The 17,261-nt window shown below is 40.3% G+C and carries 15 protein-coding genes; 8 read left to right on the top strand and 7 right to left on the bottom strand.

What is annotated here, in order from left to right; all coding sequences use genetic code 11:
- The first annotated feature begins 75 nt into the window (after positions 1 to 75).
- From lptF to AC1M9I_RS07295, 4 genes are all read left to right on the top strand, one after another.
- Entirely contained in the window at positions 76 to 1,176 is a 1,101-nt protein-coding gene (gene lptF / locus AC1M9I_RS07310; protein ID WP_035263893.1) for an LPS export ABC transporter permease LptF, read from the top strand.
- The gene (lptG, locus tag AC1M9I_RS07305) at positions 1,176 to 2,246 is read left to right on the top strand and encodes an LPS export ABC transporter permease LptG (protein ID WP_481593226.1); all 1,071 of its coding nucleotides are present in this window, start codon (positions 1,176 to 1,178) and stop codon (positions 2,244 to 2,246) included. Before lptF ends, lptG begins: the two co-directional genes overlap by 1 nt.
- Before the next feature lie 123 nt (positions 2,247 to 2,369).
- Positions 2,370 to 3,914 carry a 2,3-bisphosphoglycerate-independent phosphoglycerate mutase gene (gene gpmI / locus AC1M9I_RS07300; protein WP_035263895.1) on the top strand — a complete coding sequence of 515 codons (1,545 nt, stop codon included), beginning with the start codon at positions 2,370 to 2,372 and terminating at the stop codon, positions 3,912 to 3,914.
- A 20-nt stretch (positions 3,915 to 3,934) separates the two neighbouring features.
- On the top strand, positions 3,935 to 5,110 hold the full coding sequence (locus AC1M9I_RS07295) for a S41 family peptidase (protein ID WP_228143113.1): 1,176 nt from the start codon (positions 3,935 to 3,937) through the stop codon (positions 5,108 to 5,110).
- Positions 5,111 to 5,138: 28 nt separating this feature from the next.
- On the opposite strand, the gene AC1M9I_RS07290 is transcribed toward AC1M9I_RS07295, so the two are convergent.
- The 3 genes from AC1M9I_RS07290 to gacA are packed head-to-tail and all read right to left on the bottom strand — an operon-like array spanning position 5,139 to position 8,797.
- Positions 5,139 to 6,554: a sigma-54-dependent transcriptional regulator gene (locus AC1M9I_RS07290; RefSeq protein ID WP_481593227.1), complete on the bottom strand. Its 1,416-nt coding sequence runs from the start codon at positions 6,552 to 6,554 to the stop codon at positions 5,139 to 5,141.
- Positions 6,555 to 6,571: 17 nt separating this feature from the next.
- Positions 6,572 to 8,143 carry a sensor histidine kinase gene (locus tag AC1M9I_RS07285; RefSeq protein ID WP_481593228.1) on the bottom strand — a complete coding sequence of 524 codons (1,572 nt, stop codon included), beginning with the start codon at positions 8,141 to 8,143 and terminating at the stop codon, positions 6,572 to 6,574.
- Positions 8,144 to 8,161: 18 nt separating this feature from the next.
- Complete coding sequence (gene gacA / locus AC1M9I_RS07280; RefSeq protein ID WP_092767334.1) at positions 8,162 to 8,797, bottom strand: response regulator transcription factor GacA; 636 nt, start codon at positions 8,795 to 8,797, stop codon at positions 8,162 to 8,164.
- A 217-nt stretch (positions 8,798 to 9,014) separates the two neighbouring features.
- On the opposite strand from gacA, the gene AC1M9I_RS07275 reads away from it, so the two are divergent.
- A complete protein-coding gene (locus AC1M9I_RS07275) occupies positions 9,015 to 10,076 on the top strand; it encodes a serine hydrolase (protein WP_481593229.1) in 1,062 nt (353 codons plus the stop codon).
- A gap of 48 nt (positions 10,077 to 10,124) precedes the next feature.
- Here AC1M9I_RS07275 and thrC read toward each other — a convergent pair whose 3' ends face one another.
- The 4 genes from thrC to xerD all read right to left on the bottom strand — a co-directional run bounded on the left by thrC (position 10,125) and on the right by xerD (position 14,596).
- A complete protein-coding gene (thrC, locus tag AC1M9I_RS07270; RefSeq protein ID WP_092767330.1) occupies positions 10,125 to 11,264 on the bottom strand; it encodes a threonine synthase in 1,140 nt (379 codons plus the stop codon).
- A gap of 60 nt (positions 11,265 to 11,324) precedes the next feature.
- Positions 11,325 to 12,629 carry a homoserine dehydrogenase gene (locus tag AC1M9I_RS07265; RefSeq protein WP_035263907.1) on the bottom strand — a complete coding sequence of 435 codons (1,305 nt, stop codon included), beginning with the start codon at positions 12,627 to 12,629 and terminating at the stop codon, positions 11,325 to 11,327.
- 124 nt (positions 12,630 to 12,753) lie between these two features.
- On the bottom strand, positions 12,754 to 13,569 hold the full coding sequence (locus AC1M9I_RS07260; protein ID WP_481593230.1) for a DsbC family protein: 816 nt from the start codon (positions 13,567 to 13,569) through the stop codon (positions 12,754 to 12,756).
- A 109-nt stretch (positions 13,570 to 13,678) separates the two neighbouring features.
- Positions 13,679 to 14,596 (bottom strand): site-specific tyrosine recombinase XerD, encoded by a 918-nt coding sequence (gene xerD, locus AC1M9I_RS07255; RefSeq protein ID WP_092767326.1) that lies wholly within the window; start codon positions 14,594 to 14,596, stop codon positions 13,679 to 13,681.
- Between the two features lie 170 nt (positions 14,597 to 14,766).
- On the opposite strand from xerD, the gene AC1M9I_RS07250 reads away from it, so the two are divergent.
- Genes AC1M9I_RS07250 through AC1M9I_RS07240 form a run of 3 tightly spaced genes read left to right on the top strand, consistent with a single transcriptional unit; the run spans position 14,767 to position 17,144 of the window.
- The gene (locus AC1M9I_RS07250) at positions 14,767 to 15,018 is read left to right on the top strand and encodes a FeoA family protein (RefSeq protein WP_092767423.1); all 252 of its coding nucleotides are present in this window, start codon (positions 14,767 to 14,769) and stop codon (positions 15,016 to 15,018) included.
- Positions 15,015 to 16,871 (top strand): ferrous iron transport protein B, encoded by a 1,857-nt coding sequence (gene feoB / locus AC1M9I_RS07245; protein ID WP_092767324.1) that lies wholly within the window; start codon positions 15,015 to 15,017, stop codon positions 16,869 to 16,871. The genes AC1M9I_RS07250 and feoB overlap by 4 nt, the downstream gene beginning before the upstream one ends.
- A gap of 24 nt (positions 16,872 to 16,895) precedes the next feature.
- Positions 16,896 to 17,144: a DUF6587 family protein gene (locus AC1M9I_RS07240; RefSeq protein WP_481589173.1), complete on the top strand. Its 249-nt coding sequence runs from the start codon at positions 16,896 to 16,898 to the stop codon at positions 17,142 to 17,144.
- The last annotated feature ends 117 nt before the right edge of the window (positions 17,145 to 17,261 follow it).

The raw sequence follows: 17,261 nt of genomic DNA, 5'->3' as shown, positions 1-17,261 counted from the left end.
TTCAATGAGGTTTTATATTTTTAACATTCGGGTAAACTAGCGCTAGCCGATTTAACCTAATTTTGGAAGATTACTTTGATTATAAGACGTTACCTCGTCAAACAAGTGGTATCTACCTCTGTGGTTGTGATTTCATTGCTTACACTCATCATGTTGGGTGGGCGTTTGATCAAGTATTTTGGCGTGGCAGCTCAGGGTCGAATGGATGCAAGTATTTTATTTAGCATCATTGGCTACCGTCTTCCAGAATTTTTGACATTGATCTTACCTTTAGGTTTTTTCATTGGTCTCATGTTGGTGTTTGGCCGACTGTATGTAGATCATGAAATGGCGGTTCTCAATGGCAGTGGTGTTAGTCGTAATCAATTGGCTCGTTTATTGTTACCTCTCACAGCCATTTATTTGGCCATTCAAACGGTATTAATGGTATGGATGTCTCCATGGGGTATACGTGAATTTGAAAAGCTTACGACGACCCAAGCGGTTCGATCAGGCTTTGATTTGGTACGTCCAAAAGAGTTTATTTCCTCAGGTCCTTATACCATTTATGCTGGTGCACTTTCGGAAGATCGTAAAAACTTAAAAGAAATTTTCTTCTATCAGCGTGCAGATAAGCCTGAAAAACCTGACATCATGATTTTAGCGAAAGAAGCGACACGTGTTGAAATGGTCGGTGAAACAGCGAGTGTTGTTGATTTAACCCAAGGTCGTCGTTACGAAATTTATCAAGATAGTCCGAAATATAGTCATACCGAGTTTGCTTCATATCGTTTGCGTCTTGAAAGTGATAAAGAGGCGAAATTCGAAAGTGGTGATGTAGAAGCGTTACCAATTTCGAAGTTGATTGAAACTCGTGAAGACCCTGTAGTAGCCAGTGAATTGGGCTGGAGAATATTTGTGCCATTTACATTGATTGTGGCATTGATGTTAGCAACGGCATTGTCTGAGGTTACTCCACGCCAAGGACGATATTTAAAATTATTTCCTGCACTCTTAATTTTTGCCAGTTTGATTGTGGCATTAATGGCGATTAAAACCAGAATTAGTAAAGATGAGATTGGTATTTGGGCTTATCCCGCTATCTTGATTGTTTATGCAGTGGGTGCGGCGATTTTCTCGCGTAAACAAAAACTAGCGCCTAAGTTAAAAAAACGAATTGAGCAGGTGAAATCATAATGTTGGCACGTCGAATTGTCGCAAAACATGTGACGAAAACCACAGCGCTGGCGATGTTGGGTGCTACAGCGATTTTATCAGCCCTTCAAATTCTTTTTACCTATATGGGTGAATTAGGCAGCCTCAAAGAAGGGTATGGAGCTTGGCAAGCGCTTCTTCATGTTCTATGGGCTTCACCGCAATATTTATATGAAATTTTACCTATTTCAGCATTGATTGGTGCAGTGCTCGGTTTGGGTTCAATGGCTTCAAATAGTGAGCTGATTGTTATGCGCGCTTCAGGGATTAGCCTGTGGCGTATTGTGGGTTGGGTCATGCGCTCAGCAATGCTCTTGGTATTGCTTTCATTTTTACTCAGTGAATATGTTATTCCTTACACCAATGAGCGGGCGGAAAGTATTAAAGACCGTCGTTCTGTTGCTGAGCTTGGCGAAGTCAAAGGGTATTGGACTAGAGAAGGTCAACGATTTATTTATATTGACTATGCAAATGCGCAAGGGCAGTTACGTCAAGTTGAGATGATGGACTTTGATCAAGATTATCGTCTGAAGTCAGTCTTGACTGCGAATCAAGGTCAATTTGTACAAAATGGACAATGGTCTTTAATTGAAGCCAGTCAGATGGATATTTTTCCTGAAGGCTATTCGAGACTGATTCAAACTCCTCAGCAGGATGTTGCTTTAGCGCTTCAACCTAAATATGTTCATATGGTGACGATTGATCCTGAAGATTTAGCTCCAAGCCAATTGATCAGTTTTATGCGCTATATGGATGAATATAGTCAAGTTCCTAAAACGTATTTACTTGCATTCTGGCAAAAAGTGGCTTCGCCATTTGCATTGTTGGCACTCGTACTGATTGCTTGCTCTTTTATTTTTGGCCCTTTAAGGCAACAGTCTATGGGTTTTCGTTTAGTGATTGCGTTATTTGTAGGGCTTGGTTTTTACTACCTACAAGACTTCTTAGGGTACGCGAGTTTGGTGTATTCACCATCTCCCGCTTGGTTTGTTTTTCTGCCAATTGTGCTTATCTTTGCGGTAGGTAGCTATTTGCTATATCGAGCGCGCTAGAGAATTTTTAAATTGAAAAATAGATGGTCTAGATCAATCAAAGCCATCGTGTTCAGATAGAGTCTTAATGAAAAATTCGTTAAGATACGTTGATTAATTTGTAAACAGAAAAGAGTGTATATCATGACGGATGCAACTGCTGGCAAAATCCCTCACGTTTTAGTCATTATGGATGGTGTGGGTCATCGTGAAGCGGTCGAAGATAATGCTTTTCTTGCAGCGAAAACACCTAATTTAACTGCAATGAAACAGAATCATCCACATGGTCTGATTTCAGGTTCAGGTGAAGATGTTGGTCTTCCAGATGGCCAAATGGGGAATTCAGAAGTTGGTCATATGAATCTTGGTGCTGGACGCGTGTTGTATCAAGATTTCACTCGTATTACCAAAGATATCCGTACTGGTGATTTCTATAAACATGAAGTATTGGTTGATGCTGTAGAAAAAGCAAAAGAAAATCAAAAAGCAGTACATATTTTTGGATTGTTGTCTGAAGGTGGTGTTCACTCTCATGAAGACCATATTGTTGCTATGGCAGAGTTGGCACTAAAAAGAGGTGCTCAAGTCTATTTACATGCTTTTTTAGATGGTCGTGATACTCCGCCAAAAAGTGCACAGCCGTCTTTAGAGAAATTAGATGCACTATTTGCCCAATATCCAGGTCAGGGTCGAATTGCAACGATGATCGGTCGTTATTTCGCAATGGATCGTGACAATCGTTGGGATCGTGTCGAACAAGCATATCGTTTATTAACAGAAGGTGAGGCTGTTCGCGTAGTTGAGTCTGCTGTGGAAGGTCTCGAACAAGCGTATGCTGCTGAAGAGTCAGATGAGTTTGTGAAAGCAACACGTATTGGGGATGTAGCCGCAGTACAAGATGGCGATGCTGTTGTTTTTATGAATTTCCGTGCAGATCGTGCTCGCGAATTGACAAAAGCATTTGTTGAACAAGGCTTCGATGGTTTCGAGCGTAAAGTTGTGCCTCAGCTTGCGAAATTTGTCATGTTAACGCGCTATCAAGCGACAATTAATGCGCCGGTGGCATATATGCCAGAACCGTTGGTCAATTCAATTGGTGAATACCTGTCTAATTTAGGTAAAACTCAATTGCGTATCGCGGAAACTGAGAAATATGCCCATGTGACTTTCTTCTTCAGTGGTGGTCGTGAAGATGAGTATCCAGGTGAAAAACGTATTTTGATTCCATCACCAAATGTTGCAACCTATGATTTAAAACCAGAAATGAGTGCTTATGAAGTCACTGATGAGTTAGTGAATGCAATTAATTCAGGTGAATTTGACTTACTCGTTGTGAACTATGCAAACGGCGATATGGTTGGACATACAGGGGTATTCGATGCTGCCGTTAAAGCAGTAGAAGCAGTGGATGTCAGCTTAGGTCGTGTCTATGATGCAGTGATGGCGAAGAAAGGCCATATGTTGATCACTGCGGATCACGGTAATGTTGAACAAATGCAGGACTATGAAAGTGGTCAAGTCCATACTCAACATACAACTGAGCATGTGCCATTTATTTATGTAGGTCCAACTCAAGCAAAAATTGCAGAGGGTGGGGTGCTTGCAGACGTTGCACCGACATTATTGAATTTAATGCAGTTGCCTGTTCCTGCTGAAATGAAAGGTCGCAATTTAGTGACTTTAGTTTAAAAAATAAGAAGGAATTCAGTATGAATCCATTGTTATTCAAACTCATGTTAGGTCTAGCTTTAAGTTTGAATGGGGTTCATGCTTTCGCTGCTGGATCTAAGGGTCCAGCAGTTGATCCATTAGAAGAAGACTGGTCATCAAACAGTTCAGAAGTTCCGATTGAATCTATACAGCAGTTTGTTCAGATTTACGGTACAGTAAAAGAAAACTATGTCACTGAAGTCACTGACGATCAGTTATTTTTACAAGCGATCCAAGGTTTGGTGAGTGGGCTAGATCGTTACTCTCGCTATTTATCTCCAGAAGATTATCGCCAACTCCTCAAATATACCGAGGAGGATTTAGCGAGTATCGATTTTGATCTTAGCTTTGATACCTCACGAGGTTTATGGCAGATCGAAAATTTAGATCCCGATAGTGACTCGGCAAAATTAGGATTGGCCAACGGCGTTACACTTTACAAAATTGATGGACAAGAGCTTAGATTGTTAAACCAAGATCAAGTCAAAGACTTGCTCAGCGGCTCGATTGGATCAACCATCAGTTTACAAAGATCACCGAACTCATCTCCAATTATTTTAGTGAGAAATCAAAAACTAGATGTTGCCGATATACAAGCACATATGCTGAGTAATCAAGTTTTACTATTAAAGGTGAAAGTTTTTCAGCAAGATACTGCGAATGAAATAAAACGTTATATCGATGAGCATCATAGCCAACAACTCAAAGCTGTTTTAATAGATCTAAGAAATAATCCGGGTGGATTATTATCTTCTGCTGTGGAAACGGCAGATTTATTTTTAAATCAGGGTTTGATTGTATCTACACGTAGCCGTTCAGAAGGTGATCAACAATTCCAAGCTTTACCTGGACATGAATTTACAGGGCTTAAAGTCGGAGTATTGATTAATCAACGTTCGGCTTCTGCAGCAGAAGTATTTACGGCAGCAATGAAAGATCATCAACGCGCCGTAATCATTGGTGAAAAGAGTTATGGTAAAGGTGTTGTGCAAAAACTCTTTCCACTTGAAAATGGTGCGGCACTACAAATGACAGTATCTCATTACTTAACACCGAATGGTGTCGAGATTGATGGGCAAGGCATAGCCCCTAATATCGAATATCCTTGGCCGCAGGATATGAAGGAGGAGGTTTACCTCCAACACGCAGCCGATTTGTTGTTAAGAAGCCGTTAAATATCATCAATATCGGGGTGATGCTAAGTTATTCATCTTCAGTATCTAAACCAAATTTTTTTAAACGATATCGTAATGAGCGGAATGTCATTCCCAATTTTTTGGCGGCCAGGGTTCTGTTCCAATGCGTTGAGTTTAACGCATTAATTAAAACTTCCTTTTCTACTTTCTCAAGGTATTGCTCTAATCCCTCTTCGGGCAAACCTTTGGGTGTCTGAGAAGGTAAATCAGTAGTTGCTTCAATTGGACTATTTGGTTGTTGTGCTAAAGGTGGGGATGTTAAGCTTAATGAAGGGCTTTTTACATGCTCGACTGCGATGAGCTTATCATCGCAAAGTGTAAGTGCACGCTCGATGATATTTTTAAGTTCGCGTACATTCCCTGTAAATGGTTGTTGTTTAAGGAATTTTATCGCCTCTTGAGACAGTTGAGGGGCTTCAATACGCCATTCACTACTGATTTTATCAATAAAATGTTGAGCTAGAACGGGAATATCTTTGGGTCTATCGCGGAGTGGGGTAAGACGTAAATCCATCACATGAATTCTAAAAAATAGATCTTGTCTAAATTTGCCTTGCTGAACCAATTGCTCAAGATTTTGATGGCTTGCACTGACAATTCTAAAATCAACATCAAGCTCTTTATCACTGCCAATCGGACGTATTTTCTTTTCTTGAACTGCTCGTAGCAATTTAGCTTGCATGGCGAGTGAAAGCTCTGCAATTTCATCTAAAAATAATGTTCCACCGTCAGCTGTTTGAATTAACCCTTGTTTGTCTTGGTCAGCACCCACAAAACTGCCTTTGATATGACCAAATAATTCACTTTCCATCAGGTCTTCATTCATCGCACCACAATTGATCGCGACAAAGGCATGATCATGACGATTACTGAGTTGATGAATAAGATTCGCAACGATTTCTTTACCAGTCCCTGATTCACCTGTAATAAAGACGGGTGCTTGTGATCGAGCTATTTTTTTGATTGCTGTACGAAGCTGTTGAGTTTGTTCTGAGACACCAATCAGCAGTTGTTCCTCAAGTGGAAGCTGATTGAGATCATCATCCACTGCAGGGGTATGTAATGCTTTCTTAAGCAATTGATGCAAATGTTGTTGATTAATGGGCTTACTGACGAAATCGAAAGCGCCTGCTTTTAAAGCGGAGATTGCCAACTCCATATTGGCATAGGCGGTCAGTACCGCGATGGGCGTCTTCGGATAGTGCTGGGTGACGTATTTAACTAAATCGATGCCATTGCCATCTGGTAAATTGAAATCGGTGATACACGCATCGTATTTATATTCTCTTAGAAAATGTAGCGCTTGTTTCAAATGATGTGCCATATGCGTTTTAATGCCCATCCGAGAAAGGGTCATTTGCATCAACATACATAAATCAGGTTCATCATCGACTAAAAGTACTAAAGGTTGTTGCTTTACCATAACCTGATCTTATCCATCTAAACGTCTGTCTTATGGCATGTAATACGAAAACATGCACCTTGCTGTTCTTGCTCGATATAACTCAATTTTGCTTGGTTAGCTTCACAAATACTTTGTGATAAATATAATCCTAAACCAGTTCCATTGGTTTCAGTACTAAAAAATGGTTGAAATAATTGAGATAAATCATGTTGTTGGATGCCTTTGCCAAAATCGATAACATCAATAAAAATTTGATTTTCTGAATGACTACTTCTGACAAAAATGTATTCTGCGGTCGGATCGTTATGTCGAATAGCATTACGAATTAAATTAATCAGAACTTGTCGCAGTTGGATTTCATCAAAATAAACTTCAAGATTAGCTTCAAGCTGTAATTGAATATGAGAACTGATATCTGCTAAATCTTGGTGAATAAGATCATGCATAAACTGTTCAAAATGAATTAGTACACCAGCAGTTTTTTTATTCTTTGCCATATCCAATGTGTCTTTGACAATTTTATCAATACGTTTTGCTTGCTTGGCAATCATTTGATTGAGCATACGTTTTTGTTCTTCATCCGAATCATCATTAAGTTCATTAGCTTGTACGATTGCCGCTAAAGGATTACGTATTTCATGTGCAATACTGGCTGATAATTGACCAAGAGAAGCTAATTTCATTTGTTGAACTTTCTGATTAAGCTTTTGCGCATCTTCCAAAATTAATAGCGTGAGCGCTTGTTGAGGTGTAACCAGTTTTTGAATGCGAATATCAACCGTATAGGATGATTGATGCGATTCAAATTGAAAGCGCTCTCCATGAGCAACTAATGTATTTTTGAGAATTTCATAGAGATCTGGTTGAAAATTTGCAAGATTATATTGTTCATGAGCATAGAGTGGCGAAATACCGAGTAGGGAACATGCAGCAGGATTGCAGACGATAATTTTACAGTGATCATCTAAGACCAGATAACCAACTTCGATTTGCTCAAGAATATAACGATTAATATTTTGTAATTTAAAGAGTTCGTTAGCTTGATGTATATTGACCGATTCGAGTACTTGAAATCGTTGTATTGATACTTGACCAATGCCATGAACCACAAAAAATAAAAAAGCAAGAAAGGCACTGTCACCAATATTATTTAGACTTTCAATGGAGAACAAACTACCAAAAAACTGTTGATATACGACCCCAATCACCGCGACCAATGTGATGAATAAGGCTTGGTTTTTACTGAGTAAAAAATTTGCTGCAAAGACGGAAATGACAAACAATAACCCAATTGCGATATTGGGACCACCGAGTGCAAAAGTAAGGGTATTTAGAAAGAGCAGGTCAACTGCAAATAAGGTGATAATTTGTTTAGAAATGGCTTGTGGTAAGTATTTTAAAACGATCGTTTGTACGATGCTGCTTGCAACATAAAGGAGTAAAGCGTAAAAATAGATTGATTCATATTGATAAAAATAACGTTCAGAATCAATCGTCAGTAGGAATATGAGCGTTAAGCTTAGGGCGATAATGACACGATAACTTGAATATAGTGTTCCAAGACGGTAGATCGTTTGGTAAATAGAAATTGAAGCAGCAGACGTCATTGGAATACTCAGATCAAATTAAGGCTTAATCAAACCATAACGAATTGCCAAATGAGTCAGTTTGACATCACTATCGATTCCTAATTTTTCAAATATACGATACCGATAAGTATTCACTGTTTTTACGCTAACGAAAAGTTTGTCTGAAATTTCTTGGGCACTAATACAATTCACAACCATCATCGCGACTTGCATTTCACGTTCAGAAAGTGCGTCAAAAGGAGAGGTTTGTGTATCAGATAAATAAGAACTCGCAAGCTGTTCAGCAATATCTGCACTGAAGTATTTACCACCTTGCATGACTTTATTAATTGCACGCACCATTTCTGTGATCGGAGCTCCCTTCGTGATATAACCACGAGCCCCCGCTTTTAACAGTAGTGATGGATAGGGTTCTTCCGCTAGGCCACTGACGGCGAGAACTTTGGTGTCAGGTGCTGTTTGTAATAAACGGCGAGTGGTTTCTACGCCACCGATACCAGGCATATTCACATCGAGCAAGACGACATTAGGGTGGTGTTGACGAACAAGACTAATGGCTTCTTCACCGGACTCTGCTTGACCAATGACTTGAATATCTGCTTGATCTTCAAGCATACGACAAATACCTGTACGAACTAACTCATGGTCATCTACCACTAATACCGTGATCACAAACACCTCCTCTGAAATCTATTCTTACTTTTTTGTTACATGATGCAAAAATTGCTTGCATTGGACTAACAAAAATAGCAATGCTATTCCTAATCTTTACTAAAATACTGTGCATAATCACGTGGTTTAATATTAATCACGTTTGTACCTAAATGTAAGTCATATTTGAGGTGATTAGCAATGATGCAAAATGCCTCCGTAAGATGAGTAAGTTATCGTGAAAAAACAGAAATTAACGCTAATGCATGTGCTGACTACATCAGTACTACTCTCTATGAGCTCATTGAGCTTTGCAGAATTAATTAATCATGCTAATTCTGCACCGGGGCAGGCGAGCATCAGTTGGTCATCTGAAGATGCAAGCCAATTCTTAAATAATGATAGTCTCAAAGCTTCTACTTCCTCTTCAGAAGAGTATACCCCTCAAGCAACAACCACGATTACAACAACAATTCGTAAATCTACAGGCCCTGCGACCTCAACATCACCAACCTCTCAGATTCTTGATAACAGTCGCTATAGTAATCAACCTTCTGTGAACGCGCGTGCAGCATTGGTCATGGATGCAAATACGGGTGAGGTCTTATTTAGTAAGAACACGAATACTGTTCTACCGATTGCGTCTGTTACAAAATTAATGACAGCTGTTGTGATCGCAGATGCACAATTAAATATGTCTGAAAATATTACGCTGCAAAGCATTGATTTTGCAGGTGCGGGTGGTAAAAACTCAAGCTCGACATTGCGTGTAGGTGACACAATGAATCGTGCTGAAGCCTTATTATTCGCTTTAATGAAATCTGAAAACCCTGCAGCTGCGGCTTTGGCTCGAACATATCCAGGAGGTCGTGCGGCTTTCGTCTCTGCTATGAATAATAAAGCACGTGCCTTAGGGATGCATTCATCTAAATTTACTGAGTCTACAGGTCTAGATCCTCGCAATGTTGCTTCTGCGCGGGACTTGGGCATCTTGGTGAGTACCGCATCACAGTACGGTCTTATTCGTCAATTTTCTACGACGCCAACCTATGATTTTAACCTCGGTTATCGTGTGTTGAAATCGAACAATACGAACTCTCTCGTTCGTAACGGTGGCTGGAATATTAACATTTCAAAGACGGGATTTATTAATGAGGCTGGGCGTTGTGTGGTGATGCATACGACTTTGAATAATCGTCCAGCTGTAGTTGTGCTTTTAGGAGCAAGCAATACTCAAGCTCGTAATGATGATGCTGTTCGCTTAATGCGTTGGACCAGTCAGTTACCACGTGCGATCTAGACCATAAATAAAAAACCCTGCAGATGCAGGGTTTTTTATGATGCAATCTTACATATTAGACAAAATTGAATCGCGTACTTGATCCATCGTTGCATCTATTGAAAGCATGACTGCATCAGAACACTGTTTGATAGCAGTATCAGGATCTTTAAGACCATTACCTGTTACAGTACAAACAATGACTGAGCCTTCAGCAATTTTGCCCGCTTTAATATCGCGGATTGCACCACCAATCGAAGCTGCAGAAGCAGGCTCAACAAATACACCTTCATACATAGAAAGCAAACGTTGAGCTTCTAAGATTTCAGCATCTGTTAATTCATCAAACCAACCTTGAGAGTCACGTACTACCGCTTTCGCATGGTTCCAGCTTTGTGGGTTACCAATACGGATTGCTGTTGCAACAGTTTCAGGGTTTTGAACAGGTGCACCACGTAAGAATGGTGCTGCGCCAGAAGCTTGATAGCCAACCATCGTCGGTAAACCTTCAGGTTTAGGACCAGTGAACTGATCAGTTTCAGCATCATAAATTACTTGCTCAAATTGATCCGCAGGTTGGTTTGCAACAGCTTCAGTATAACCCATCCAGTGTGCAGTGATGTTACCTGCGTTCCCTACTGGTAAGCAGTGATAGTCAGGTGCACGACCTAATTCATCAACGATTTCGTATGCAATCGTTTTTTGACCTTGCAAACGGTAAGGGTTGATTGAGTTTACGATAGTTACAGGTGCTTGGTCAGCAACTTCTTTAACAAGGCGCATACCGTCATCGAAGTTACCACGAATTTGCATTGTGATCGCACCATACATCATTGCTTGAGCCATTTTACCCATTGCAATTTTGCCTTCTGGAATTAAAACAAATGCTTTAATACCAGCGCGAGCAGCATAAGCGGCAGCGGCAGCAGAGGTATTACCTGTAGATGCACAGATAATCGCTTTAGAGCCTTCTTCAACAGCTTTAGTGACTGCCATGGTCATACCACGGTCTTTAAATGAACCAGTCGGGTTTAAGCCTTCGTACTTCACATAAATTTCAACATTTTTGCCAATTAAACGTGGAATATTCGCAAGCTTAATCAGTGGTGTATTACCTTCGCCTAGGGAGATTGCACGAGTAGTTGCAGACACTGGTAAACGGTCGCGATAACGGTCAACTAAACCAGTGTAACGATTGGCATTAGACATGATGATGTTCCAATTGTGTGTAGAGCTGGAGAGGGCAGCAGTACCCTCTACCCGAGATGATTAATTATCAAGCGATTCTAAACGAATTCGTACAATTTCGCCATGGATGACGGGTAATGCTTGAATTTGTGAAAGCGCTTCATCCATTTTTGATTCAACAATAGGATCTGTCAGAATCACGATAGGAATAAGGTCTTTTAAGCGAGGTTGCTGCATAATGGCATCAATACTGATTCCTGCACGACTCAAGATCGTAGTAACTTCAGCAAGTACGCCTGTTTGATCTTCAGCATTAATACGGATGTAGTAACCCGTTGTCATTTCTTCACGACTTAGAATTGGTAAGTCTGTGAGTGCTTCAAATGCTAATTGTGGAATAGTTCCAGCACCGTCTTCAGTATAAGAAATGTCACGAACGATATCGACAACGTCAGCGACTACGGCAGAAGCAGTTGGACCAGCACCAGCACCAGCACCATAATATAAAGTTGGGCCGACTGCGTTCGCTTGTACGAGAACAGCATTTTTAACGCCGTTTACATTTGCGATCAACTGGTCATCTGGAATGAGCGTTGGGTGAACACGTAGTTCAATGCCTTTTTCTGCACGACGTGCAATACCTAAATGCTTAATACGGAAGCCAAGATCTTCGGCGTACTTCACATCTTGAGCAGTAACTTTGCCTATTCCTTCAGTAAAAACTTTATCAAATTGAAGTGGAATACCAAATGCACAAGATGCAAGAATGGTTAACTTGTGAGCAGCATCAATCCCTTCTACATCAAAAGTTGGATCTGCTTCAGCATAGCCAAGTTCTTGCGCTTCTTTCAAAACGTCCGCAAAAGCACGTCCTTTTTCACGCATTTCACTTAGGATAAAGTTGCCTGTACCATTAATGATGCCTGCAAGCCACTCGATTTTATTGGCAGCTAAGCCTTCACGAATTACTTTGATAATTGGAATACCGCCAGCAACAGCTGCTTCATAGGCGATCTGCACAGCATTGTCTTCAGCAAGTTTAAATAATTCGTTACCATGTTCAGCTAAAAGCGCCTTATTGGCAGTGACAACTTGTTTGCCATGAACAATTGCTTCTTTGATGACTTCATAAGCAGGGTGAATACCACCCATGACTTCAACAACAACATCAACATCAGGTTGACGAACGATATCAAGAAGGTCGGCACTTTGTTTAACTGAGTCTGGAAGATTTAAATCTGGGCGAGGGCGACGAGTACCCACATAAGTAATTTGAATTTCACGACCGGTGCGACGTCTAATTTCAGCAGCGTTTTCTTGTAATAGTTTAAGGGCACCACCACCTACGGTTCCTAGACCGAGTATTGCCAGACGAACTGGTTTCACGTCACACTCCAAAAAATATGTAAAATTTTATTGAACCTAGATCATAGCTAAAAAAAGAGGCAGACTCTAGGGTCAATCGAGTTAAATATTGATGTATAAAAAGCAGTAATTTATCTCATAAATATTAGTTATTTAAGCTACTTAGTATTTCATCTGCTGTCATGTATCCACCAAGATAAACACCTTCTGAGCTGTAAATTGCAGGCGTTCCATTGACACCCATTTTTAAACCCATTTGGTACTGATCTTTAACAGGATTTTCACAGTTGGTATTGTTTAATTGTTGACCTGCAATAGCTTGATCAAATGCAGTTTTACGATTTTTACTACACCAGACACTTTCCATTGCTGGGAAATACTGTTCTCCACGTGGCCACGCGATATAACGAACTTCAATTCCTTTAGAATTGATTTCATCCATATGTTCATGCAATTTATGGCAGTAAGGGCAGCTGATATCTGTAAAAACGTAAACGATATGTTTGGTTTTAGATTTAGCTGGATAAATAATGAGATCTTCAGCTTTTAACTGGCTTAGTAACCCTTTACTCAATGCCGACTGGAAGGATTGTCCAATATCTTCAACTTTTTTATTACCTAAACGTAGTAAATCACCTTGGAAAATATATTGACCATCTGCAGTAGTGTATACCGCAGTCATACCCTCTAAATTGACCCAGTAAAGATTTGGTACTTCGGTTGGTTTAATGTCGATAATTTTGGCATTGATATTTGCGGTTTTAAAATTTTTCTCTAACTTTTGAATCAAGCGTTGTTGCGCATTTCGCTCAGTTAAATTTGATGCTTGGCCGGTTGCTGGAGCAGTTGCCGTTAAAGTACCATCTGATTTTTGTGTGTCTTCAGATTTGGAGCATGCACTCATAAAAAGCGTCGTTGCAAGGGTAGAAGCGAATAAAATTTTCGAACGGGTAAATAACATAAACAACCCTTTTAAAGTTTTCAGCATTATTTTTACTGCGCTAAGCATAACAAAAAATATTCTCAAATCGTAAATTATAGCTCAGTGCTACAAAATTCAGATCGATGACTTAGCCACGGGGATGATGCTGAGCATGAAGCTGTTGCATGCGAATTTGTGCAACATGCGTATAAATTTGTGTTGTCGATAAATCACTATGCCCGAGGAGCATTTGTACCACTCGGAGATCTGCACCGTGATTGAGCAGGTGAGTTGCAAAAGCATGTCTTAATGTATGGGGGGATAGCTCTGTCGCTATACCTGCTTGGAGGGCATAACGTTTGATGGCATACCAAAAGTTTTGACGGCTCATAATCCCGCCATGTTGGGTCAGAAATAAGTAATCTGTAGCACTTTTATAGAGTTGTGGACGAGCTTCTGCTAAATATTTTTCAATCCATTCCACAGCAATTTGCCCCAAAGGAACTAAACGTTCTTTATTTCCCTTGCCCAAGATTCGCAAAAAACCCTGATTGAGATTGATGTGATCTATTCTTAAATTAATCAGTTCGCTCACGCGTAAACCACAAGCATAAAGGACTTCAAACATCGTGCGATCACGCAAGCCTAACGCTGTGTTTGTATCTGGTGCTTGAATGAGTGATTCAACATCTTGCTCAGATAAATCTTTAGGTAACGCTCGTCCTAACTTGGGTGTTTTATGTGCGGCTATAGGATTATCTGTTCTTAAATTTTGCTCTCTTAAAAATTTATAGAAAGACCGAAGTGCCGATAAAGTGCGAGCAATTGATCGAGGACTTTTCCCTTGTTTGGTGAGCTCAATCAGTACATCTGAAATATCATCATGTGACCATAAGGTCATGGGGCTGGTTAACAGAGTACTGCATTGGACTAAATCTGTGAGATAGGCATTTCGGGTGTGTGGGCTAACAGACTGAGCGATTAAATAATCTCGAAATCCGTGTAAGAACGAAAGTTGTTCTGGAATTTGAATGGGTGCAGGAACTCGAGGTTTCTTATTAATCATAGGGATATTCAATTGGGAAATTCGATTGATTTAATTGAGATTATCTAATGTAGTGTAATTTTCTATGCATGTCGATGTGTTATAAGAAGATGCGAATCATTCTTGATGAGAGTGCGGTAATAATTCTCATTTGTATGTATACTGTTCAAAATTTTTTAGGGTTAGGTACGGTGCGTTTATCTGATTTGAAAGTCAAACAATCTGCCATCATTACGCAAGTGCATCGCACTGTAGATGGTACTTCTACAGATATGGTGGCAAGTCGTTTAGAAACGCTAGGATTTGTTTCCGGAACTAAAGTACAAGTCATTACGAAAGGACTGTTTGGCGGTGATCCAATTCTCATTCAAGTGGGTTTTACTCGCTTTGCCTTAAGAAAAAATGAAGCACAAAAAATTGAAATAGAAGGAGTGTCGGCATGAGCGATGCGTTGCGTGTTGCCCTTGTTGGTAATCCTAACTGTGGTAAAACTTCATTATTCAATCATTTGACTGGAACACGCCAAAAAGTAGGTAACTATGCAGGTGTAACCGTTGAGCGAAAAATTGGTCACTTCACGCTAAACTCAGGTAAAGCGGTTCGTGTTTTAGACTTGCCAGGAACGTATAGTTTAGACGCAACTAGTCCAGATGAAGAAATCACCCGTGATGTTGTTTATGGGAAAATTGCGGAAGAAGGTCATCAAGATGCATTTTTATGCGTTGTTGATGCAACCAATCTGAAGTTGCACCTTGGTTTAGTTTTGGAGTTGATCCAATTGGGTCGTCCAATGCTACTCGTACTTAACATGATGGATGAAGCTCGTCGTCGTGGAATGCAAATAAACACCCAAAAGCTTTCTGAGCGCTTAGGCATTCCAGTTGTAGAAACGGTTGCTGTGCGTCGCTCAGGTATTGAAAACCTGATGAATGCGCTAGATCATGGCAAATATGCTGTTCCTCAAACTGAGCTGACAGGTTTGAAAGGATCTGATCACGACAAAGTTGAAGCGATTGTCAAAGATGCCGTTCAATTTGTTGAATTTGATGATAAACGTTCAGTTTTTCTCGATAAAATCTTTCTGCACCCAGTACTTGGTCTATTCAGTTTAGCGGTGATGATGTTCATCATTTTCCAAGCAGTTTTTGCTTGGGCGGCACCCTTCATGGATGGTATTGAGACGTTCTTTGGCTGGTTGGGTGAAGTCGTTGGTGAGAATATTGCACATCCATTACTCAATAGTTTAGTGGTTGATGGAATTATCGCGGGTGCAGGTGGTGTAGTTGTCTTTTTGCCTCAGATTCTCATCTTATTCTTCTTTATCTTGGTGCTTGAAGAATCAGGTTATTTACCCCGAGCGGCATTCTTACTTGATAAGTTGATGTATAAAGCAGGTCTTTCGGGACGTGCATTTATTCCATTACTGTCGAGTTTTGCGTGTGCAATTCCTGGAATCATGGCATCACGGACTATTAGTGATCCAAGAGACCGTTTGACCACGATCTTTGTTGCGCCATTGATGACTTGTTCAGCTCGTTTACCCGTCTATGCGTTGTTGATTGCAGCTTTTGTGCCTTCTCAAACGGTTTGGGGACTATTTAACCTTCAAGGTTTAGTGCTGTTCGGTCTATATATGGCAGGGATTGTGAGTGCACTGATCGTATCGTTTGTGTTGAAGTTTTTCCAAAAAGATAAATCTCAACATATGTTATTGATGGAACTTCCAAGCTATCGTTTTCCAGATTTGAAAAACGTGTGGATTGGCTTGCTTGATCGAGCAAAAATCTTTTTGAAGCGAGTCGGTGGAATCATCTTTGCGCTTTCTATTTTATTATGGTTCTTGTGCACATTCCCACAACCACCAGAGGGTGCAACATTACCTGCGATTGATTATTCATTTGCGGGGATGTTAGGTCATTTGATGCAACCAATCTTTGCGCCATTAGGCTTTAATTGGCAGATTTGTATTGCTTTAATTCCAGCCATGGCTGCGCGTGAAGTTGTCGTTGCTGCTTTAGGCACCGTGTATGCTTTGTCTGCTGTTGATGAGGATGCGATGTCGGAAGGCTTGGCATCACTGATTAGTAGTGGTGGGGATTTGGGCTGGTCTTTAGCAACAGGATTATCACTTTTGGTCTGGTTCATTTATGCACCACATTGTTTGGCGACATTAGCGACAGTGAAACGCGAAACAGGTTCTTGGAAGACAGTTGGCTTTATGACCGTCTATTTATTTGGTTTAGCGTATTTTATGTCGTTTTTAACCTATCAAGTCGCGACCAGCGTGTTAGCTTAAATCTGAAGAGTTGAGGAGACTGAGATGATTGAAATTCTAATTATTACGGCATTGGTCCTTTGGAGTGCATTGGTCGTGTTCAAAAAGGTTTTTCCACAGACGTCAAATTCAGCCTTTATGAAACTGTCAGATGCCACGGAAAGAAAAGGGTGGAAGGCACTATCAAAGTGGCTTAAACCCAAAATGACTGCTGGTTGTGGCGGAAATTGCGCTTGTCCTGTTTCAGACAAGGAAACACCCAAGTTAAACCCTCAAGCTGTGAAATGGAAGTAGTTTACTTCAATAAAAGAACCGCCTAAATTGGCGGTTTTTTTACGCATGGACACAAAATAATGTCAAGATTATGAAATCAAAAAAAGCATTCAAAGCAGCAAAGTGCTAACATTTCGG

Source organism: Acinetobacter sp. ANC_7553, assembly GCF_056779895.1.
The sequence above is the reverse complement of the archived record's forward strand: the minus strand, read 5'-3'. Positions and strand labels throughout refer to the sequence as shown.

What these genes read in the sequence shown, in the direction of transcription:
- lptG (WP_481593226.1), top strand. Translation starts at nt 1,176, where the DNA reads ATGTTGGCACGTCGAATTGTCGCAAAACATGTGACGAAAACCACAGCG.
- gpmI (WP_035263895.1), top strand. Translation starts at nt 2,370, where the DNA reads ATGACGGATGCAACTGCTGGCAAAATCCCTCACGTTTTAGTCATTATG.
- AC1M9I_RS07295 (WP_228143113.1), top strand. Translation starts at nt 3,935, where the DNA reads ATGAATCCATTGTTATTCAAACTCATGTTAGGTCTAGCTTTAAGTTTG.
- AC1M9I_RS07290 (WP_481593227.1), bottom strand. Translation starts at nt 6,554, where the DNA reads ATGGTAAAGCAACAACCTTTAGTACTTTTAGTCGATGATGAACCTGAT.
- AC1M9I_RS07285 (WP_481593228.1), bottom strand. Translation starts at nt 8,143, where the DNA reads ATGACGTCTGCTGCTTCAATTTCTATTTACCAAACGATCTACCGTCTT.
- thrC (WP_092767330.1), bottom strand. Translation starts at nt 11,264, where the DNA reads ATGTCTAATGCCAATCGTTACACTGGTTTAGTTGACCGTTATCGCGAC.
- AC1M9I_RS07260 (WP_481593230.1), bottom strand. Translation starts at nt 13,569, where the DNA reads ATGTTATTTACCCGTTCGAAAATTTTATTCGCTTCTACCCTTGCAACG.
- xerD (WP_092767326.1), bottom strand. Translation starts at nt 14,596, where the DNA reads ATGATTAATAAGAAACCTCGAGTTCCTGCACCCATTCAAATTCCAGAA.
- feoB (WP_092767324.1), top strand. Translation starts at nt 15,015, where the DNA reads ATGAGCGATGCGTTGCGTGTTGCCCTTGTTGGTAATCCTAACTGTGGT.
- AC1M9I_RS07240 (WP_481589173.1), top strand. Translation starts at nt 16,896, where the DNA reads ATGATTGAAATTCTAATTATTACGGCATTGGTCCTTTGGAGTGCATTG.